The organism is Streptomyces lunalinharesii (genome assembly GCF_039532155.1).
In the GTDB taxonomy this organism is placed as follows: domain Bacteria; phylum Actinomycetota; class Actinomycetes; order Streptomycetales; family Streptomycetaceae; genus Streptomyces; species Streptomyces lunalinharesii.
In genome coordinates this window covers 165,701-186,544 of record NZ_BAAARK010000007.1, presented here as the reverse complement: position 1 = coordinate 186,544, position 20,844 = coordinate 165,701, and the positions used below count along the sequence as shown (strand labels likewise).

General features: G+C 76.5%; 11 protein-coding genes. 9 read left to right on the top strand and 2 right to left on the bottom strand.

The features are described from left to right. Positions 1–93: 93 nt before the first annotated feature. Positions 94–318, bottom strand: a complete 225-nt coding sequence (locus ABD385_RS14085; RefSeq protein ID WP_344575527.1) for a hypothetical protein — start codon at positions 316–318, stop codon at positions 94–96. A gap of 151 nt (positions 319–469) precedes the next feature. Between ABD385_RS14085 and ABD385_RS14080 the strand changes: the two genes are divergently transcribed. The 6 genes from ABD385_RS14080 (at position 470) to moeZ (ending at position 9,482) form a co-directional block, all read left to right on the top strand. Then, complete coding sequence (locus ABD385_RS14080) at positions 470–1,501, top strand: alpha/beta fold hydrolase (protein ID WP_344575526.1); 1,032 nt, start codon at positions 470–472, stop codon at positions 1,499–1,501. Between the two features lie 8 nt (positions 1,502–1,509). Further along, entirely contained in the window at positions 1,510–2,937 is a 1,428-nt protein-coding gene (locus ABD385_RS14075) for a DUF3152 domain-containing protein (RefSeq protein ID WP_344575525.1), read from the top strand. 589 nt (positions 2,938–3,526) lie between these two features. Next, complete coding sequence (locus tag ABD385_RS14065) at positions 3,527–5,290, top strand: DUF3492 domain-containing protein (protein WP_344575524.1); 1,764 nt, start codon at positions 3,527–3,529, stop codon at positions 5,288–5,290. 211 nt (positions 5,291–5,501) lie between these two features. Further along, on the top strand, positions 5,502–6,749 hold the full coding sequence (locus tag ABD385_RS14060; protein ID WP_344575523.1) for a hypothetical protein: 1,248 nt from the start codon (positions 5,502–5,504) through the stop codon (positions 6,747–6,749). A 253-nt stretch (positions 6,750–7,002) separates the two neighbouring features. After that, positions 7,003–7,962, top strand: coding sequence for an NAD-dependent epimerase/dehydratase family protein (locus ABD385_RS14055; protein ID WP_344575522.1), 960 nt, complete (start codon positions 7,003–7,005; stop codon positions 7,960–7,962). 341 nt (positions 7,963–8,303) lie between these two features. Continuing rightward, positions 8,304–9,482 carry an adenylyltransferase/sulfurtransferase MoeZ gene (gene moeZ, locus ABD385_RS14050; RefSeq protein ID WP_344575521.1) on the top strand — a complete coding sequence of 393 codons (1,179 nt, stop codon included), beginning with the start codon at positions 8,304–8,306 and terminating at the stop codon, positions 9,480–9,482. A 137-nt stretch (positions 9,483–9,619) separates the two neighbouring features. On the opposite strand, the gene ABD385_RS14045 is transcribed toward moeZ, so the two are convergent. Continuing rightward, positions 9,620–12,616, bottom strand: coding sequence for a lysylphosphatidylglycerol synthase domain-containing protein (locus ABD385_RS14045; protein WP_344575520.1), 2,997 nt, complete (start codon positions 12,614–12,616; stop codon positions 9,620–9,622). A gap of 185 nt (positions 12,617–12,801) precedes the next feature. Here ABD385_RS14045 and ABD385_RS14040 point away from each other — a divergent pair, with 185 nt between their 5' ends. The 3 genes from ABD385_RS14040 (at position 12,802) to ABD385_RS14030 (ending at position 20,838) form a co-directional block, all read left to right on the top strand. Further along, positions 12,802–13,236, top strand: coding sequence for an MGMT family protein (locus ABD385_RS14040; protein WP_344575519.1), 435 nt, complete (start codon positions 12,802–12,804; stop codon positions 13,234–13,236). Between the two features lie 253 nt (positions 13,237–13,489). Continuing rightward, entirely contained in the window at positions 13,490–16,987 is a 3,498-nt protein-coding gene (locus ABD385_RS14035; RefSeq protein WP_344575518.1) for an ATP-dependent helicase, read from the top strand. A gap of 110 nt (positions 16,988–17,097) precedes the next feature. Then, on the top strand, positions 17,098–20,838 hold the full coding sequence (locus ABD385_RS14030) for an ATP-dependent helicase (RefSeq protein ID WP_344575517.1): 3,741 nt from the start codon (positions 17,098–17,100) through the stop codon (positions 20,836–20,838). The last annotated feature ends 6 nt before the right edge of the window (positions 20,839–20,844 follow it).

Sequence of the window (20,844 nt, the reverse complement as noted above, 5' to 3'; positions counted from 1 at the left end):
CGTCATCGTACTTTTGGGTAACGGGGCTGTGCGCGGTCCGTGGGGAGAAATTCTGCCCGGCACCGTTCTTCGAAGGCGACATAACGTCCCAGGTCATCGGTATTCGTCTTCGTTGAGTTCGACGACCCGGGCCTGTTCGGCGCGGTCCGCCTCGTTCGCGGAGAAGTCGCCGCCGGTCATCGTCTCGTCGCGGTGCGGGGCGAGGTCGGCGTGCTGCTCGGCGGCGTCGGCCTCCGGTGCCTCCACGTCGATCTGGGCGAGGTTCGGGCCGTTGGCCGCTTCCTCGAAGGTGTCGGGGTCCGTCGGGTCGACGTGCATGGTGGCTCCCTAGTCCGGTGCGTACGGGGGCCCGGTCCGCCTGTGGTGGCCGCCCTAGCTACGAGCCTAGGAGAGCGGTTGCGGGCGCGCGATGCGGTGTGTGACCGCGAACACACAATCGGGGGCGTGATCGTCTCGTAACATCGACCCCATGTCTTCGACCGAGTCGCCGGACACCGCGACAGCCGCCGCCCTCCCGGTGCCGCCGGCCGGCCCCGGCGCCCCGGGCGCCGCGGACGAGGCGGTCGAGTGGACGACGCTGGCGTCGCCGCCACGGCTGACGCTGGCCGTCCGGACCCCCGGCGTCCCGGCCGGCGCCGCCGACCGGGTGCGCGAACCGGCCCTCTACGTCCACGGCCTGGGCGGCTCGTCGCGGAACTGGTCGGCCCTGATGCCGCTGCTCGCGGACCGGCTGACCGGCGAGGCGATCGACCTCCCCGGCTTCGGCGAGTCGCCGCCGCCGGCGGACGGCAACTACTCGGTCTCCGCGCAGGCCCGCGCGGTCATCCGCCACCTCGACGCGGGCGGCCGCGGCCCGGTCCACCTGCTCGGCAACTCCCTGGGCGGCGCGGCGGTGACCCGGGTCGCCGCGACCCGTCCCGACCTGGTCCGCACCCTCACCCTGATCTCGCCCGCGCTGCCCGAACTCCGGCCGCAGCGCACCGCGGTGCCCACCGCGCTGCTCGCGGTCCCCGGCGTGGCCCGGCTGTTCAACCGGCTCACCCGCGACTGGACGCCCGAGCAGCGCACCCGCGAGGTGCTGGCGCTCTGTTACGGCGATCCGGCCCGGGTCACCCCCGAGGGCTTCGAATCCGCCGTGGAGGAGTACGCCCGACGGCTCGAACTCCCTTACTTCTGGGAGGTGATGGAGCGTTCGGCACGCGGCGTGGTCAACGCCTACACGCTCGGCGGCCAGCACGGACTGTGGCGCCAGGCCGAACGCGTCCTGGCACCCACCCTCCTCGTCTACGGTGGACGGGACCGCCTGGTCTCCATCCGGATGGCGCGGCGGGCGGCCGCGGCGTTCCGCGGCTCGCGGTTGCTGACCCTTCCGGAGGCGGGACACGTGGCGATGATGGAGTACCCCGAGGCGGTGGCACGGGCCGTCCGCGACCTGGTCGACTCCGCGGCGGCCCGGTCCGAGGCCCCCGGTGCCGCGCGCCCCGCGGCGGACGGGAGCTGACGGGCCCCGTGGGACGACACAGCCGTCAGGGCGGGCCGCAGCGCCCGTCCGGTGACGCGGCCAAGAGCACCGGCAGTACGCCCCCCACCCCCGGCACCGGGCGCCGCCGCCGGGCGGCCGGCCCGCCGGAGGGCGGCGGGGCGGTGCGCGGCGGCCATCCCGAGCAGCGCGAGCCGGGCGGCGGTTGGGGCACGGACCCGAAGCCGACCGCGGCCGGCGGGTACGGCCACGTGCCGGGTGCCCAGGCCGCGCCGAGGATTCCGCGACCGCGGGCCGCCGAGCCCGGAGGGGCCCGGTCCGCGCCGGCCCCCTTCGGCACGCCCGCCGCCGGCACGCCCGTCTTCGGCGCTCCGGTGGCGTCGCCGGACAGCGGGCCGGGACCGCGGCGGGATTACCTGGAGGCGTTCGGCGAGTCGGCCCGGCCTCGTGCGCGCGGCCACGAGCCCGCCGACCTGCCGGCGGGCGCCCCGACCGAGCGGGCCGCGGCGTCCCTGGACGGGTTCCCCGGCGGCGCGCCCGACGCGGCCTTCGCGGCGCCGGCGGGCGTGCGGGGCGGTGCCGATCCGGTGGTGGTCGAGACCGCGACCGAGGACGGTGCCGGGGCCCGAGGCGCCCCGCGCCCGGCCCGGAAGGGCACCAAGGCGCGCACGTTCACCGGTGCGGCGGCCGCCGCGGTGACCACCGCACTCGCCGTCGTCATCGCGGGCCAGGTCGCCGACCAGCACCGCGACGACGGCGGGGCGCAGGCCCGTAGTGGGGACGACCGGAGCGACCCCGGCACCGACGAGGCGTCGCGTTCCGAGGTGCGGGCCGGCCAGGACGCCAAGCCCGCCGACTACGCCACCCAGATGGCCCAGGTCTTCCCGCTCGACCCGCAGTTGACCGCCAGCGGCCAGTTCCGGGCGGTCGGCGGCGACGCCAAGGCGCCCGGCCACGGCAAGGTGCTGCGCTACCGGGTGGACGTCGAGCAGGGACTGCCCCTGGACGGCCAGCTGTTCGCCGATGCGGTGCACAAGACCCTGAACGACGAACGGAGTTGGGCGCACGGCGGGCGGCGCACCTTCCAGCGGGTCGGGTCCGGCGACGCGGACTTCGTGATCTCGCTGGCGAGCCCGGGGACCACCGCGAAGTGGTGTGCCAAGTCCGGCCTGGACACCACCGAGGACAACGTCTCCTGCGACTCGGCGGCCACCGAGCGCGTGATGATCAACGCCTACCGCTGGGCGCAGGGCGCCAAGACCTACGGTCCCGACAAGATGCTGGCCTACCGGCAGATGCTGATCAACCACGAGGTCGGGCACCGGCTCGGACACAACCACGAGGCGTGTGCGCGGCAGGGCGCGCTCGCGCCGGTGATGATGCAGCAGACCAAGTTCCTCACCACGGACGGCGCGACCTGCCGGCCCAACTCCTGGCCGTACCCGACCGGGCAGTGAGGCGGCCGGCGGGCGCTCCTCGGCGTGTCCGTGCACAGCGTGGCCGAGATCGACGGTCGCTGAGGCCCGCCCCGTCCCGTCCCGCCCCGTCGAGGCGCTGAGACCTCCCGGACCGGGGTGATTCCCCTCGCGTCGCCGCGCGTCGTCCGTCGTGCGTTCCTCCGTTGACGCGTCCGCGGCCTGGGCCTGGTCACCCATGACCTGGCAGTGGTCCGGGCGGTCGGCGTCCGGGTGGCGGTGCTGCGGGGCGGCCGGATCGTCGAAGAGGGGCCGGTCGACCGGGTGTGCGACAGCCCGCAGCACCCCTGCACGTAGGGGCCGCTGGCGGCCGTCCCGGTAGTGGATCCGCAGGTCGCGGCGGGGAGGCGGGCGCTGCGCGCGGCGGCCTGCCGGCCGGAGGACCCCGCCCAACGGCCCCATAGCGCGGCGAAACGGCCCGAGGGGTGGAAAGTCACGCGCGTTCACCCCTTCCGGTGGCGCGATGGACAACCGTCCATCGCGCCACCGGCCCCTTTGCGTAGCTTCTTCCTGCAGGTGGCGGGGGACGTGCCGCGCCAGGACGCCGATATGGGAGGACGGGGGTGCCGTCGTGCGCATTGGACTGGTCACCGAGGGTGGCTATCCCTACGCGTCCGGTGAGGCGCACCGGTGGTGCGAGCGGCTCGTGCGCGGGCTCGCCGGCCATGACTTCGCGCTCCACGCGCTGACCACCGACGCCCGCCAGGACGCCCGGGGCCCCGGGGAACTGCCGGCCAACGCCCGGCTGGCCGGGTCGGCGCCGCTGTGGGGCGAGGTCCCGGTGGTGCGGCGTCGGACCGCACCGCGGCATCCCGGGGGCCGGTTCGCCGGCCGCCGCGCGCGGCGCCGGTTCGTCGAGCACTTCGCCGACCTCGTGGCGGCCTGCGCGGCGCTGGCGGCGGGGGAGCGGGCCACCGGTGCGGAATCCGGTGCGGACGGCCAGGCGGACCGTTTCGCCAGCGGCCTCTACGGGCTCGCCGACCTGGCCCGCGCCGGTGCCGCGCTGCCCGCCCTGCTCCGCTCCGAAGAGGCCGTGCGCGTCCTGGAGGCCGTCTGCCACGGCCCCGGCGCGCTGCCCGTCCTCCAAGGGGCCCAGGTCACCGACCTGTTGGCGGCCACCACGGAGCTGGAGCCGGCGCTCCGGCCGCTCGCGCTGGACTGGTACGGCGACGCCGGGCTCGCCGGGGTCGACCTCTGCCACGCCACCTCGGCCGGCGCCGCCGCCCTCCCGGGGCTGCTGGCCAAACGCTTCTTCGGGACCCCGCTCCTGGTCACCGAGCACGGCGTGCGCCTGCGCGAGCACTACCTCACGGACCCGACCGCACCGCGGACCGCGCCCGTGCGGGTGCTGCTCACCGCCTTCCGACGCGCCCTGGCCGCCGAGACCTACGCCCGGGCCGCGCTGATCACCCCCGGCGGCACCCGGGCCCGCCGCTGGCAGGAGCGGTGCGGCGCGGACCCGGCCCGGCTGCGCACGGTCTACCCGGGCCGGGACGCCGGCCCCTTCGCGGCGGTGCCGGACGCCGCGCCGGACGACTCCGCGACGCTGGTGTGGACCGGCGCCATCGCCCCGGACAAGGACCTGGTCGGACTGCTGCACGCGTTCGCCGAACTCCGCAGGGCGGTGCCCGCCGCCACCCTGCGGATCATCGGCGGCCTGGGCGCCGACCCGGAGGCCGCCGGCTACCGCGCCCAGTGCCGGGCGCTGGCTGCCCAACTCTTCCCCGACGAGGCCGTCGACGCCCGGTCGGCCGGGGAGAACCCGGTCAGCTTCGAGGAGTTCGGCGATCCCACCGCGCCCACCCCGGCGGATGCCTACGCCTCGGCGACGGTGGTGGTGCTCTCCAGCGCCGTCGAGGGGTTCCCGCACTCCTTGGTGGAGGCGATGTTCTGCGGCCGCGCCACGGTCTCCACCGACACCGGCGCGGTCTGCGAGGTGATCGGGGGCACCGGCCTGGTGGTCCCGCCGCGCAACCCCCGCGCGCTGGCCGAGGCCCTCCGGGCGCTGCTCGCCGACCCGGAGCGGCGCGCCCGCCTGGGCGCCGCGGCCCGTGCCCGGGCGCTCGAACTCTTCACCGTCGAGCAGAACATCGCGGCATTTCGTGGCATCTACCTGGAGCTGGGCGCGCAGGCCCCCGGCGGCCCCGCGGGGTGCGGCGCCACGGCCGGGGACGGCGTTCCGCGCCCCTTCGCCCGGCCCGCGGAGTCGCTGATGCCCGAGGGGCCGACGCCGACCGGTGCCGCCCGCACGCCGACGTGGGCACGGGCGGGCGGACGGGCCCGGCGCACGCGGTACGGGGCGGCCGGCGAACCGGCCGCCGGGCAGGTGTGGTGAGGGTGAGGGAGGCGGCAGTGGTGACGGACGTACGGGACGTGCGCGGTGTGGTGGGCGAGGCACGGGTGACGGGCCGGGTGGACGCGGCGCACGCGGCGCGTCGGGGCGGCGCCCGCGGGCGGGGCGGACCGGGGCCCGGACGGGCGTCGTCCGGCCGGGGCGGCCCCCTCGCCGGCCCCTGTCGCCGGGACCGGAGGAGAGGGGACGGCACATGACCGCGTCCGAGAGCGGCACCGCGGCGCCCCCCGCCCGGCCGGCCCCGCGGCACGGCCCCGCCGACCCGGTCCGGCTGCTGATGCACCGCCATCGCGCGCTGTGCGAACGGGCCGTCGACCCCTTGGAGATCGCCGCCGGCCTGGAGGCGCACGGGGTCACCGACCGCGCCGCCGCCCGCTTCAGGCACCGCGACGTGTTCTCCCTGGCCGAGGAGCTCTACGCCCGCGTCCCGCGCGCCGACGAACCGGCGGCCCGGCCGGCGCCCGAGCCGCCGGCCGGACCGGAACCGGACCCGGACCCGGACCCGCTCCCGGTCGCCCCCGCGCCCCGTTCCCGGTTCGCCCGCGGCGCCGTCCAGCTGCTGCCCGGCGCGCTCGCCCTCGCCACCGTTGCCGCCCACGCCGCCGTGCGGCACCCGACCCGGCACCTCGTCGCGGCGGTTGACGCCGCCGGCCTGTTGCTGACCGCCCTCGCGCTGCGGCTGGCGCTGCGGCACGGGCCGCTGCGGCTGCGCCACCGCCCCGGATCCCGGGCCGTGGTGCTGTGGGCCGGCTGGACGGTGGGCTACGCGGTCTACGGGGACTGGCTGCTGGCGCAGCTGCTCTCCGGCGGGCCCGACGTGCCGGGCCCGCACCCGCGGGCCGCCGTCGCCACCGCCGTCGCGCTGGCTTGCGCGGTCGTCCCGGCCGCCGGGTGCGCCCACTGGTTCGCGGTCCGCGGCCGCCGCGGACTGGCCAGCAGCCGCGCCCTGGCCGAACTCGCCTCCCGGGTGCGGCCGTTGCTGGTCGGCGCCACGGGGTTCTTCCTGGGCGCCGCGCTGGCGCTGGCGGTCGGCGCGCACCTGCTGTTCGCCGGTGCGGGCGGCCCCGGCGGCAGGTCGGCCGTCCTCGCGGCCGGCGCGCTGGCACTGCTGCTCTTCCTCGCCCGGCTGCTCGCGGTGCACGGCTTCCCGACGGCCGCCGCGGCCGGCCTGGGCGGCGCCGCGGCCCTGGAAGCGGCGGCCCTGTGCCTGGTCCTGGCCGCCCGACTGCCGGGGCTCGCGCCGCTCGGCACCCCGGTGGAGATCCTGGTCGCCGCCGCCGGGCCGGCCGCGGTCCCCGCCGTCGCGTGCGCCCTCGCGGCCCTGGCCCTGCTCGCCCGCGGCCTGCGGGCGCTCGCCGGGGCCTGCGCCCACCCGCCCGCCGCCGCGCCCGAACGTCGCGGCGGCACCCCCCTCGCCGACCGGCCGGAGGCCCACCGGTGACGAGGTGCCCCACCGGCCCGCACGGGCCCCCGTACTCCGCGTTCCCCGCGACGCGGCGCCCCGACGCCGCCGCGTCGCCCGCCCCGGCCCCCGCGCCGCGGACCCCACCCCCCACCGGGCCGCCGCCCCCGGGGGCGGCGGCCGCATCCGCGGTCGGCGTCGGCGCCCTTCACCCGCTTCCCTCGATCCGCATGAGGAGTCGTCACATGAACGTCCACCCGACCACACGGCACGCGCGCAGGGGGGCCGCACGATGAGGGTGCTGCTCATCGGCGCCAACGGGTACCTCGGCCGCTACGTCGCCGACCGCCTGCTCGCCGACCCCGCCGTCCAGCTCACCGCCCTCGGCCGGGGGGACGACGCCGACGTCCGCTTCGACCTCGCCACCGGCAGCCCGGGGGCGCTCACCCGCTTCCTCGACGCGGTCCACCCCGGCGTGGTCGTCAACTGCGCCGGCACCACCCGCGGCGGCGCCCGGGAGCTGACCCGGCACAACACCGTCGCGGTGGCCACCATCTGCGAGTCGCTGCGCCGCAGCGGCTGCGGCGCCCGCCTGGTCCACCTGGGCTGCGCCTCCGAGTACGGGCCCTCGCAGCCCGGCTCGTCCACCGCCGAGGACGCCGTGCCGCGCCCCGGCGGCCCGTACGGGGTCAGCAAGCTGGCCGCCACCGAGCTGGTGCTGGGCTCCGGGTTGGACGCCGTGGTGCTGCGGGTGTTCTCGCCGGTGGGCCCGGGCACCCCGGCCGGCTCGCCGTTGGGCCGGCTCGCCGAGGCGATGCGGCGCGCGATGCAGTCCGGGGACAACGAGCTGAAGCTGGGCGGGCTGGGGGTGCAGCGGGACTTCGTCGACGTCCGGGACGTGGCCCGGGCGGTGCACGCCGCCTCGCTCTCCGCCGCGCAGGGCGTGGTCAACATCGGGACCGGGCGGGCGGTGCGGCTGCGGGAGGCCGCCTCGGTGCTCGCCCGGGTCGCCGGGTTCGGCGGCTCGCTGCACGAACTCGACTCCCCGCCGGCCCGGTTGGTGATCCCGGCGCCGGCCTCCGAAGGGCACGCGGTCGGCGCGCCCCCCACCGCCTACCCGTACCCGGACGGCTGCGGCACCTGGCAGCAGGCCGACGTGCGCACCGCCCGCGACCGGCTCGGCTGGCGCCCGCGGATCGGCCTGGAGGAGTCCCTCGCCGACATCTGGATGGAGGCGGCCTGCCGCATCTGAGCCGCCGGACGGGCGCGGCACCGCCGCGCACCGATCCGCGAGACGGTCGTCCGCCCAGTGAGACGACTGGCCGGCGGAGGCTACGAGGGCGGGGCGCCCGCCCTCGTACCGCGCCGGCCAGGGACGGCGGCCGTCCGGCGCGCAGGCCGGCGAGGTGGCGGCGGCCCTCGGTGACGCCGGGGAGTCGCTGCCCGACCACTGGGACGGATGTGTCTCGCACATCGGACCGGGTGTCTCGGAATGAAGAGGGGCGTGGCAGTGTTACGGGGAGCACCACCTCCACCGTTCCCGGTTCCGACCGGGGCGGGGGAACCCCATCGAGACCGACCAACGGAGTCCCCGTGTCGCTGCCACCCCTGGTCGAGCCCGCTCCGGAGCTCACCGTCGACGAGGTCCGCAGGTACTCCCGCCACCTGATCATCCCCGATGTCGGGATGGACGGGCAGAAGCGGCTGAAGAACGCCAAGGTGCTGTGCGTCGGCGCCGGCGGCCTGGGTTCGCCCGCGCTGATGTACCTGGCCGCGGCCGGCGTCGGCACCCTGGGCATCGTGGAGTTCGACGAGGTCGACGAGTCGAACCTGCAGCGCCAGATCATCCACAGCCAGGCGGACATCGGCCGGTCCAAGGCCGCCTCCGCCAAGGACACGGTGCTCGGCATCAACCCGTACGTCACGGTCAACCTCCACGAAGAGCGCCTCGACTCCACCAACGTCATGGAGCTCTTCGCGCAGTACGACCTGATCGTCGACGGCACGGACAACTTCGCCACCCGTTACCTCGTCAACGACGCCTGCGTGCTGCTGAACAAGCCGTACGTCTGGGGTTCCATCTACCGCTTCGACGGCCAGGCGTCGGTGTTCTGGAGCGAGCACGGTCCGTGCTACCGCTGCCTGTACCCGGAGCCCCCGCCGCCCGGCATGGTGCCCTCCTGCGCCGAGGGCGGCGTGCTCGGCGTGCTCTGCGCCTCCATCGGGTCGATCCAGGTCAACGAGGCCATCAAGCTGCTCGCCGGCATCGGCGACCCGCTGGTCGGCCGCCTGATGATCTACGACGCGCTGGAGATGACGTACCGCCAGGTCAAGGTCCGCAAGGACCCCGACTGCGCGGTCTGCGGCGAGAACCCGACCGTCACCGAACTGATCGACTACGAGGCGTTCTGCGGTGTGGTCTCCGAGGAGGCCCAGGCGGCGGCGGCCGGTTCGACGATCACTCCGCGGCAGCTCAAGGAGTGGATCGACAACGACGAGAAGATCGACATCATCGACGTCCGGGAGCCCAACGAGTTCGAGATCGTCTCGATCCCCGGCGCCCGACTGATCCCGAAGAACGAGTTCCTGATGGGCACCGCCCTCCAGGACCTCCCGCAGGACAAGAAGATCGTCCTGCACTGCAAGACCGGCGTCCGCTCCGCCGAGGTCCTGGCGGTCCTGAAGTCCGCCGGCTTCGCCGACGCGGTGCACGTCGGCGGCGGCGTCATCGGCTGGGTCAACACCGTCGAGCCGGAGAAGCCCATCTACTGAGCGGCTCCGCGAGCGGGGCGCCGCGCCCCGTGACGCGTGACGGCGCCGGTCCGTGCAATACGGACCGGCGCCGTCGTGGCTTTGTGGCCGGCCGGCTCAACCGGTGCGGCGGCCGGCCGGTCGGGCCCCGGGGCGTCCTAGATCTCGCCCTTGCGGCTCAGGAAGCTGAAGGCCATCCAGCCCGGCAGCACCGGCAGCCAGAAGACCATCAGCCGGAACAGCAGCACCGCCGGGAGCGCCGTCTCGGCCGGCAGCCCGCCGATGGTCAGCGCACCCATCAGCGCGGCCTCCACGGCACCCACCCCGCCCGGGGTCGGCGCCGCCGAACCCAGCGCGTTGCCCGCCAGGAAAGCCACCGCGATGCCGGCGTAGCTGATCTGGTCGCCGCCGCCGAACGCCCGGATCGAGGCGTCCAGGCACATCACGTTCGCGACCGTCAGCAGCAGCATCCCGCCGATGCCGGTGACCAGCTTCCGCGGCCGCTGGAGGATGTCCAGCATCCGCGGCACCACCCCGGCGAACAGCGACCGCAGCCGGGTCACCACGAACTTCCGCAGCACCGGCACCGCCGTGACGACCAGGATCAGCACGGCCACCGTCAGCAGACCGGCGATGACGGTCCGGGACGGCGAGATCTGCGGGGCGTGCTCGGTGCCCGTCAGGTAGCCGAACGCCAGCAGCAGCACGACGTGGCTGCCCAGCCCGAAGAGCTGGGACGCGCCGACGCTCGCCACCGCCAGCCCCGGACGCACCCCGGCCCTTTGGAGGAACCGGGTGTTCAGCGCCACCCCGCCGATCGCGGTGGGCGCCACCAGCTTCACGAAGTCGCCCGCGACCTGCGCGAGCAACGTCCGCAGGAACGAGACCTTCTCGGTGACGAAGCCCAGCAGGCTCATCGCCGCCGCGACGTACGTCAGCGCGGAGAAGAACGCCGCCACCAGCACCCACACCCACCGGGCCTGGTTGATCACGTCGCCGAGGTTGAAGTTGGTGAGCTGCGACAGCAGCACGTACGCGGCGAAGGCTCCGGCGATCCAGCTCATCAGGATGCGCGGGCTGAGCCGTTCCAGCTTCGCCGGCTCGATCACCGCGCTCGGCCGGATCAGCAGCACCTGCCGGCGGATCTGGGCGAGCAGGTCCTCCTCCAGGGCCTCTTCCGACGCCTCCTCCAGGGCCCGCTTCTCGGCGCTCTTCTCGGCGTTGCGCACCGCCCGCAGCGCCTTGCGGTCCTGGGGGCCGTTGGCCTCCCGGGCCTCCCGCGCCTCCTTGGCGGCCTGTGACGCGGCGAGCACCGCCTCCCGCTCCCGCTTGGCCCGGTCCCGCGCCAGCTGGCGCAGGGTGGCCCGGGTGGTGCGGCTGAGCGCGATCGGCTGGAGCAGCGGCAGGCTGTCGGCCACCGCGTCCGGCCCGAGCACCTCGACGGCCGCGGCGACCGCCCGTTCGGCGCCGACCCGCAGTCCACAGGTGGCCAGCAGCTGCGCGATGTCCATCCGCAGCACCACGTCGCCGGCGGCGATCTCGCCGCCCCGCAGGTCGGTCAGCACGATGTTGCCGGAGCGATCCACCAGCAGCGCCTCCCCGACCAGCCGCCGGTGCGCGATCCGCCGCGACTGCAGCGCGGCCACCTGGCGCCAGGCGCTGTGCATCAGCGCGTCGGTGATCTCCTCGTCGGCGAGCGCGTCGAAGGTGCGGCCGCCGATGTGCTCGTAGACCAGCATCACGGCGTCCGGGCCCAGCTCGGAGGTGGCGATCAGCTTGGGCGCGTTGGCCCCGGCGGCGATCGCCGCGTACGACAGCAGCGCCTCCTGCTCCAGGGCCTGGCGCAGCGACTGGAGGCTGCGGCGCTGGTTGATCCCGCGCAGCGACAGCCGGCGCCACACCCGGTAGAAGAAGCCCTGCGCCTGCTGCTCGCGGTCGACGACGGTGACGTCGATCGGCGGCCCGTCCTCCAGGGTGACGAGGTAGCGGCGGCCCCGGTCGGTGTGCTCCGGGCTGCCGGCGTCCTCCGCGCGCATCGCGCTGACCGGCCGGAAGCCGACCCGGCGCAGCCCCGCGAGGAGGTTCTGGCCGGTGGGGCGGACGTTGGGCGAGCCGACCGCGTAGAGGGTGCCGAAGGCGACGGTCCAGCCGATCAGCACGGTCACCACGATCGCGAACGGAGTGGTGTACCGCCCGATCAGCACCGCGAAGGCGTCCAGCAACAGGACGCACCACATCGCCACCCGCCAACGGGGGCGCCGGGACATCCCCACCGCCGTCATGTACGCGATGACCGGCGCCAGGTAGCTGTGCACCGGTGCGGAGAGCGCCCCGTTGGCCAGCGGCTGGGTGAGCGCGCTGCGGATCGAGGCGGGCGCGGCCTCGGCCACCCACAGGTCGGTGGCGAGCGACACCCCGTGCGCCAGGACGGCCGCCAGCACGCCGTCCGCGATCCGCAGCCCGTCCCGCTTGATCAGGCGCTCCACGGCGAACGCCACCGGCACGATCAGCACCAGGACGCTGGACGCCAGTCCGGCGAGGTTGATCAGCAGCGGCGGGGCCGCCCCGGCGCCCTGCCCGATGTCGTTCTTCAGGCCCTGGGTGGTGCCGTGCGCGAAGGTCGCCAGCGCCAGCACCAGCGCGATCCCGGCGACGCCGAGCAGCAGCCGCAGCAGGTCGGCGGGGCGGTGCACGCGCGCCGGCAGCAGCGGTTCGTCCACCGCCAGCCGGTCGACGTGGAACTCGCCGGTGTCCTGGAGCCCGTCCTCACAGCGGTGCGGGCCCGTGCGGGGCGCGTCGTCGGCGGCCTTGTGGTGCTCCAGCCGTTCGTCCGGCGGCTGGTCGCCGTGGTCGTCCCCCTTCGTCTGCCGGACGGGCTCGTGCCGCTCGGGTGGCTCGGGCGCCGTGGGCCGGTCCGGCCTCGCGGACGCCTCGGGTCGTTCGGCCTTCTCGATCGTGCTCGCCTTTTCGGTAGCGGGAGCCGTGCTCGGCTTCCGTCGCTGCTTCCCCTTCCCCGCCGCCCGCGGCCCGTGCGGCTGCGCGGTCCCCGCGGTCGGTTCCGGGGCGGTGCCGGTGACCAGCACGTCAGGGGCGCCCGCCTCCCGCGGAGGCGCCGCACCCTGCTGCTCGGCCGTCTCTTCTTGATCTCGTATCACCAGTCACCGTCCGGAAGATGGTGGCACGGCCGTCCGGTCCGGGGAGGCATCAGGGTGCATTTGGGGGCCACGGGAAGTGAAACCGTAGCCACCGCATCGGGCGGCGGCCGCCCTCCGCGCCGCCCCGGCCGGTGCGGATCGGGCGTCCAAGCCCATTGTCGGTGCTGTGCGGCAGGATGGACCGAATGAAGGGGACCGGAGACACGCACAGCGCCGGCGTCGCCGGTGACCGGACCGCGCCGGACGACGCACCGGACACCGCGGTCGAGCTGCCCGACTACGCGGAGCGGGTCCTCGGCGTCGCCGAGCTGATCCCGCCCGGCAGGGTCATGACGTACGGCGACGTCGCGGAGTGGCTCAAGGACGAGGAGCATCCGCAGGGGCCGGCGCCGGGCGGCCCCCGGCAGGTGGGGCGGGTGATGGCCCTCTACGGCGGCGCGGTGCCGTGGTGGCGGGTGGTGCGCGCGGACGGCGTGCTGCTGCCCGGGAGCGAACTGCGCGCCCTGGCCCACTACCGGGACGAGGGCACGCCCCTGAAGGGCGCCCCGGCCGCGGCCGAGGGGCACGTCCCGCGGATCGACATGCGGCGGGCCCGGTGGGACGGCGGCGACGGGGCGTAGCGCACCGGCGCCCCCGCCGCCGGGCGCCCGGACGGTGGTGGTCGCGCCGACGGCCGACCCGGCCGCACGGCTCCCCGCCGGCGGCGTCCGGGGTCCGCTCCCGGCCCGGTCGGCGCCCCGACCCGGTACGGTCGAAGACTGCCGTCCCGGCCGCGGTCCACCGCGGGCGTCCCGACGGCCGGGACGCCCGGCAATGCCGTCCGGCACCGTCCGCACCACGACCAGCACCTCCCTCCCAGGACCGGCGATCCACGTGAGTTCCTCCCTTCCGGCCGTGCCGGTGCAGCCCCGCGAGGCGGCGCGGCGCGGCGCCCCCGGCGCGTACCGGCTGGTGCGCACCCCGCCGGAGCGGACCGCGCCCCCCGACCTGGACGCCGCCCAGCGCGCGGTGGTGGCGCACCGTGACGGCCCGCTGCTGGTCCTCGCCGGCCCGGGGACGGGCAAGACCACGACCCTGGTGGAATCCGTGGTGCGCCGCATCCGGGAGGGGGGCGACCCCGAGCGGATCCTCGTCCTCACCTTCAGCCGGAAGGCCGCGGTGGCCCTCCGCGACCGGCTGGCGGCCCGCCTGGCCGACGCGGACGGGCTCCCGGAGGGGCCCGGCGGGCGCCGGACGGGCGTCCCCCAGGCCACCACCTTCCACTCCTTCTGTTACGCCCTGGTCCGCGCCCACCAGGACGCGGACCTCTTCGCCGACCCGTTGCGGCTGCTGTCCGGCCCCGAGCAGGACCTGGTCGTCCGCGAGCTCCTAGAGGGGCAGGCGGAGCTGGCCGGCGCCGGCCGCGCCCGGGCGGGCTGGCCGGACGAGCTGCGGGCCTGCCTGACCACCCGCGGCTTCGCCGACGAGGTCCGCGCGGTGCTGGCCCGAAGCCGGGAGCTGGGCCTGGGCCCGGACGCGCTGGGCGCCTTCGCCCGCCGCACCGGCCGCCCCGACTGGCAGGCCGCGGCCGCCTTCCTCGCCGAGTACCTCGACGTCCTGGACGCCCAGGGGGTGCTCGACTACGCGGAGCTGGTGCACCGCGCGGTGCTGCTCGCCGAGGGCCCGGCGGCCGCGGCCCGTCTGGCCGGCGCCTACGACGCGGTCTACGTCGACGAGTACCAGGACACCGACGTCGCGCAGGTGCGGCTGCTGCGCGCGCTCGCCGGCCACCGGGGCGCGCCGGCCGCGGCCGGCTCCCCGGGCCGCACGCTGCTCGCCTTCGGCGACCCCGACCAGTCGATCTACGCGTTCCGGGGCGCCGACGTCAACGGCATCCTCGACTTCCCGGAGACCTTCCGGCGGGCCGACGGGGAGCCGGCCCCGGTGGCCGTCCTGCGCGTCTCCCGCCGCTCCGGCGCCGCTCTGTTGGCGGCCACCCGGCTGATCACCCGCCGGATGCCGCTCACCCGCCTCCCGTCCGCCGCCGTCCGCGCCCACCGCGAGCCGACGCCCGTACGGGACGGCGGTCGGGTCGCGGTGTACACCTACCCGACGCCCGGCGCCGAGCTGGACAACATCGCGGACCTGCTCCGCCGGGCCCACCTGGAGGAGGGGGTGCCCTGGCGCGAGATGGCCGTGTTGGTGCGCGCCGGGGGGCGTTCGATCCCCACCCTGCGCCGGGCGCTCACCTCCGCCGGGGTCCCGCTCGACATCGACGGCGACGACCTGCCGCTGCGCCACGAACCGGCGGTCGGCCCGCTGCTGACCGCGCTGCGGGTGGTTGCGGGGGCCCCCGTCGGGCGCGCCGCCGGCGGGACCGCGCGCGGCGACACCGCCGCTGATGGCGAGGCGGCAGATGACGCCGCGGACGCTGTGGAACTGTCCGACGGGAGCGCGGCGGAGGGGGCCGAGCCGCTCGCCCCGACCGACGTCCCGGACCGCACCACCGCCCCGCGGATCGACGCCGAGACCGCCATGGACCTGCTCACCTCCCCCCTGGGCGGCATGGACGCCGCCGACCTGCGGCGGCTGGGCCGGGCGCTGCGCGAGGAGGAACGGGCGGCCGGCCAGCCGGTGCCGCCGCCCTCCGACGAGCTGATCGCCCGCGCGCTGGCCGAGCCCGAGCGGCTGGTGGCGCACGACCCCGGCTACGCCCGCGGGGCCCAGCGACTCGGCCTGCTGCTGCGCAAGGCCCGCGAACTCCTCGCCGGCGGCGGGACGGCCGAGCAGGCGCTGTGGGAACTGTGGGACGGCACCCCCTGGCCGGGGCGGCTGGAGCGGGCCGCCCGACGCGGCGGCGCCGCCGGCCGCAACGCCGACCGCGACCTGGACGCGGTGGTCGCGCTGTTCGAGACCGCGGCCCGCGCCGAGGAGCGCACCGGCGGCCGCGGCGCCCGCAACTTCCTGGAGGAGCTGGACGCCCAGGACATCGCCGCCGACACCCTCACCCGCCGCACGGTCCGCCCCGACGCGGTCCGCCTGATGACCGCGCACCGCGCCAAGGGGCTGGAGTGGCGCTTCGTGGTGGTCGCCGGGGTCCAGGAGGGACTCTGGCCCGACCTGCGGCGGCGCGGTTCGCTCCTGGAGGCGGACCGGATCGGTCGGGACGGCCTGGCCGAACCGCTCACGCCGGGCGCCCTGCTCGCCGAGGAGCGCCGGCTGTTCTACGTGGCGGCGACCCGGGCCCGGGAACGCCTGGTGGTCACCGCCGTGAAGGCGGCCGCCGACGACGGTGACCAGCCGTCGCGGTTCCTCACCGAACTGGGCGTCACCCCCCAGGACGTCACCGGCCGGCCCCGCCGTCCCCTGACGGTGGCCGCCCTCGTCGCGGAGCTGCGCGCCACCACCGTCGACCCGGAGGCCGGTCCGGCGCTGCGCGAGGCCGCCGCCGAGCGGCTGGCCGAGTTGGCCGCGCTGCGCGACGACGACGGGTACCCCCTGGTGCCGGCCGCGCACCCGGACAGCTGGTGGGGCCTGCACGACCCGACCGACAACGCCGTCCCGCTGCGCGACCGCGACCGGCCGGTGGTGCTCTCCGGCAGCGCCCTCGACCAACTGGCGAACACCTGCGCCCTCCAGTGGTTCCTGGGACGCGAGGTGAAGGCCGACGCCCCTGCCACCGCCGCCCAGGGCTTCGGCAACGTCGTCCACGTCCTCGCCGACGAGGTCGCCTCCGGCCGCACCCCGGCCGACCTGTCCGTCCTGATGGCGCGGCTGGACTCGGTGTGGGACGCGCTGGCCTTCGACGCCCCGTGGAAGTCCCGCCAGGAGAAGGACAGCGCCCGCGCCGCCCTGGAGCGCTTCCTGCGCTGGCACGTCATGGAGCGCGAGACGCTCGGCCGGCGCACCGTCGCCACCGAGCACGACTTCGACGTCACCCTCGCCGCCGGCGCCTACGAGGTCCGCATCCGCGGCAGCATGGACCACGTGTCGACGGACGCCCAGGGCCGCGCCTACGTCGTCGACTTCAAGACCGGCAAGCAGAAGCCGACCGGGCCCGAGGTCCTCGTCCACCCGCAGCTCGCCGTCTACCAGCTCGCGGTCCGCGAGGGCGCCCTCGACGACGCCGTCGACGGGGACCGGCCGGAACCGGGCGGCGCCGAACTGGTCCACCTGCGGTTGGGCGCGCCCCGCAAGGAGGGCGGCGACGCGCTGCCGGCCGTCCAGGCGCAGCCCCCGCTGGACGGCGACTGGGTCGGCGACCTGCTCGCCACCGCCGCCGGCCGCGTCCTGGAGGAGCGCTTCACGCCCACCACCGGTGCGCACTGCACGCACTGTGCGTTCCGGGCCTCGTGCAGCGCACTGCCGGAGGGCCGGCAGATCGTTCAGTGAGCCGGCCGCCCGGCCCGCGCCGTTCCCCCGAAGGGGCGCGTGCACCGCGCTGACCTGCCCGGACGCCGGCCATGACGGGAATGTCAGTGGCGGCCGTTACGGTGTCCGATGTGTCAGCCCGCATCACCGACCCCGAGCAGCTCAAGGAGCTGTTGGGCATCCCGTTCACCCCGGAGCAGACGGCGTGCATCACGGCCCCGCCCGCCCCGCAGGTCATCGTGGCCGGCGCCGGTTCGGGCAAGACCACGGTGATGGCGGCCCGGGTGGTGTGGCTGGTCGGCACCGGCCAGGTCGCCCCCGAGCAGGTCCTCGGGCTGACGTTCACGAACAAGGCGGCCGGGGAGCTCGCCGAGCGGGTCCGCGCGGCCCTGTCGGCGGCCGGCGTCACCGACCCGGACGCGCCCGCTCCGGTCGGCGGCGGCGCGCCGCCGTTCGCCGAGGCGCCCCCCGGGGAGCCGCGGATCTCCACGTACCACGCCTTCGCCGGCCAGCTGCTGAAGGACCACGGCCTGCGCATCGGCCTGGAGCCCAGCGCCCGCCTGCTCGCCGACGCCACCCGCTTCCAGCTCGCCGCCCGCACCCTGCGCGCCGCCGCCGGCCCCTACCCGTCGCTCACCACCTCGCTGCCCACCCTGGTGGAGGACCTGCTCGCGCTCGACGGGGAGCTGGCCGAGCACCTGGTGGACCCGGCCGCCCTGCACGCCCACGACACCGCGCTGCTCGCGGTCCTGGACGGCGCCAAGCTCAGCAACGCCGAGCTGCGCAAGGTCCCCGAGGCCGTCCGCGGCCGGCTGGAGCTGCTCGACCTGGTCGGCGCCTACCGCCGCGAGAAGCGCCGCCGCGACCTGCTGGACTTCGGCGACCAGATCGCCCTCGCGGCCACCTTGGCCACCACCCGCCCCGAGGTCGGCGCGCTGCTGCGGGACGAGTTCCGGGTCGTCCTCCTCGACGAGTACCAGGACACCTCCGTCGCCCAGCGGCTGCTGCTCTCCGGCCTCTTCGGCGGCGGGGGCGGCGGCGGGGGCGGCGGCGGGGCCGCCACCGGGGCCGCCACTGGGCACGCAGTCACCGCCGTCGGCGACCCCTGCCAGGCCATCTACGGGTGGCGCGGGGCCTCCGTCGCCAACCTCGACGACTTCCCCGCCCACTTCCCGTTCGCCGACGGCACCCCGGCCCGCCGCTTCGCCCTCAGCGAGAACCGCCGCAGCGGCGGACGCCTCCTGGACCTCGCCAACCGGCTGGCCGCCCCGCTGCGCGCGATGCACGCCGGCGTGGAGGCGCTCCGCCCGGCCCCCGGAGCGGAACGGGACGGCGTGGTCCGCTGCGCCCTGCTGCCGACCCACCGCGAGGAGCTCACCTGGCTCGCCGACTCCCTCGCCCACCTGGTCCGCACCGGCACCCCGCCGGGCGGGATCGCGGTGCTGTGCCGCACCGCCGCCGACTTCGCCGGCATCCAGGGCGAGTTGGTCGCCCGGAACGTTCCGGTGGAGGTCGTCGGCCTGTCCGGGCTGCTGCACCTCCCCGAGATCGCCGACCTGGTCGCGACCTGCGAGGTCCTCCAGGACCCGACGGCCAACGCCGCCCTGGTCCGGCTGCTGGTCGGCCCCCGCTGGCGGATCGGCGCCCGCGACCTGGCCCTGCTCGGCCGCCGGGCCCGCGCCCTGGCCCACACCTTTGCGTCCGGTGGTTCGCCCGACGACCCGCAGCGGCGCCTCGCCGCGGCGGTGGAGGGCGTCGACCCGGCCGAGACGATCTCGCTCGCCGACGCGCTGGACACCTTCTTGGAGTCCGGCGGTGCCGACGACGGCCTGCCGTTCTCCCCGGAGGCCAGGGTCCGCTTCGCCCGCCTGGCGACCGAACTCCGCGACCTGCGGCGCTCGCTCGCCGACCCGTTGATGGACGTGCTGCACCGGATCCTCGCGGTCACCGGCCTGGAGGTGGAGCTGTCCGCCTCGCCGCACGCCCTCGCCGCCCGTCGCCGGGAGACCCTGGGCACCTTCTTGGACGTCGCCGCCGGGTTCGCCGCCAAGGAGGGCGGCGCCGCCCTCGACGGCGAGGCGACCCTGCTCGCCTTCCTCGGCTTCCTGCGCACCGCCGTCCAGTACGAGAAGGGCCTGGACAGCTCGCTCCCCGGCGGCGAGGACACCGTCAAGGTGCTCACCGCCCACAAGTCCAAGGGCCTGGAGTGGGACGTCGTCGCGGTGCCCGGCCTGGTGGCCAAGCAGTTCCCCAGCGAGCAGGCCCGGGAGTCCTGGATCAGCCGCGCCAAGGTCCTGCCGCACGCCCTGCGCGGCGACGCCGTGACGCTGCCCGACGTGGCGGAGTGGACCGCCCGCGGCGTCAAGGACTTCAAGGAGGCGATGAAGCACCACCAGGAGACCGAGGAACTCCGCCTGGGCTACGTCACCTTCACCCGCCCGCGCTCCCTGCTGCTCGGCTCCGGCCACTGGTGGGGCCCCAGCCAGAAGCGCCCCCGCGGCCCGTCCGCCTTCCTGACGGCCCTTCGCGAGCACTGCGAGGCCGGCCACGGCGAGATCGAGGCGTGGGCCGACCCGCCCGAGGAGGGCGCCGAGAACCCCGCGCTCGCCGAGGCCGCCGCCGACCAGCCCTGGCCGCTGCCGCTGGACCCCGCGGCCCTGGCCCGCCGCCGCCGGGCCGCCGCCACGGTCCGCGACCACCTCGCCGCCCGGGCCGCCCAGCCCCCCGCCCCCGCACCCCCCGCGTACGACCCGGAGTGGCCGCCCCCACCGGACGACGAGGAGTACCCGCCCGCCTACGAGGACGCGCCGCCGTTCCCGCCCCACGAGGACCCCCCGTACGACGACGCCATGGCGGAGCCCTACGGCGACGTGAGAGGGGACCCCTACGACGAGGACCCGTACGACGGCGGCCCCTCCGACGTGGTGTCCGCCGCGGCGTTCGACGCGGCCTTCGACGGCGCCCGCGACGACGCGTTCGCCGACGCCCCCACGGACGGGTCCGACCCCGCGTCCCCGGCCCCGCGCCCCCGCCTGATCGCCCAGCGCTCCGCCGAGCCCGATCCGACCGCCCTCACCGGGGGCCCCGGGCCGGCCGTGCCCGCCCCCGCGGGCGAGCAGCGCGTGCCGCTGCTTCCCGAGGAGCGCCGCACCGTGGCGTCCTGGGACCGCGACCTGGGCGCGCTCACCGCCGAGCTGCGCAGTTCCCGGGCCCGGGTCCGCGACGTCCCGCTGCCGGCCTCCCTGACCGCCACCGAACTGCTCCAGGTCGCCGCCGACCCGGACGGCTTCGCCCGCGAGCTGGCGCGTCCGATGCCGCGCCGCCCGCAGCCCGCGGCCCGCCGCGGCACCCGCTTCCACGCCTGGGTCCAGTCCCGGTTCGAGGAGCTGCCGCTGCCGTTGCTCGGCCCGGAGGAGCTGCCCGGTGCCGAGCCCGGCGAGGCCGCGGAGATCGCCGACGAACAGGACCTGGCGGTCCTGAAGGAGGCGTTCGCGCGGACCCCGTACGCACACCGGACCCCGTTCCGGGTGGAGGTCCCGTTCCGCATGACGCTCGCCGGGCGGGTGATCCGCGGCCGGATCGACGCGGTCTACAAGGAGCACGGCCCCGACGGCGACCGCTTCGAGATCATCGACTGGAAGACCGGCCGGCAGCTGTCCGCGGGCGGGGTCGGCGCGGACCCGCTCCAGTTGGCCGTCTACCGCCTGGCCTGGGCCGAGCGGTACGGCCTGGACCCCGCCGCGGTCGACGCCGCGTTCCTCTTCGTCCGCACCGGGGAAGTGGTCCGGCCCGCCCGCCTGCCGGGCCGCGCCGGGCTCGAACGGATCCTGCGGGGCGAGACCCCCGGCCGGTATCCCCCGGAAGGCCGATAGGCTCGG

Coding starts and splice junctions, on each gene's coding strand:
- ABD385_RS14085 (WP_344575527.1), bottom strand. CDS start 318: ATGCACGTCGACCCGACGGACCCCGACACCTTCGAGGAAGCGGCCAAC.
- ABD385_RS14080 (WP_344575526.1), top strand. CDS start 470: ATGTCTTCGACCGAGTCGCCGGACACCGCGACAGCCGCCGCCCTCCCG.
- ABD385_RS14060 (WP_344575523.1), top strand. CDS start 5,502: ATGACCGCGTCCGAGAGCGGCACCGCGGCGCCCCCCGCCCGGCCGGCC.
- ABD385_RS14055 (WP_344575522.1), top strand. CDS start 7,003: ATGAGGGTGCTGCTCATCGGCGCCAACGGGTACCTCGGCCGCTACGTC.
- ABD385_RS14040 (WP_344575519.1), top strand. CDS start 12,802: ATGAAGGGGACCGGAGACACGCACAGCGCCGGCGTCGCCGGTGACCGG.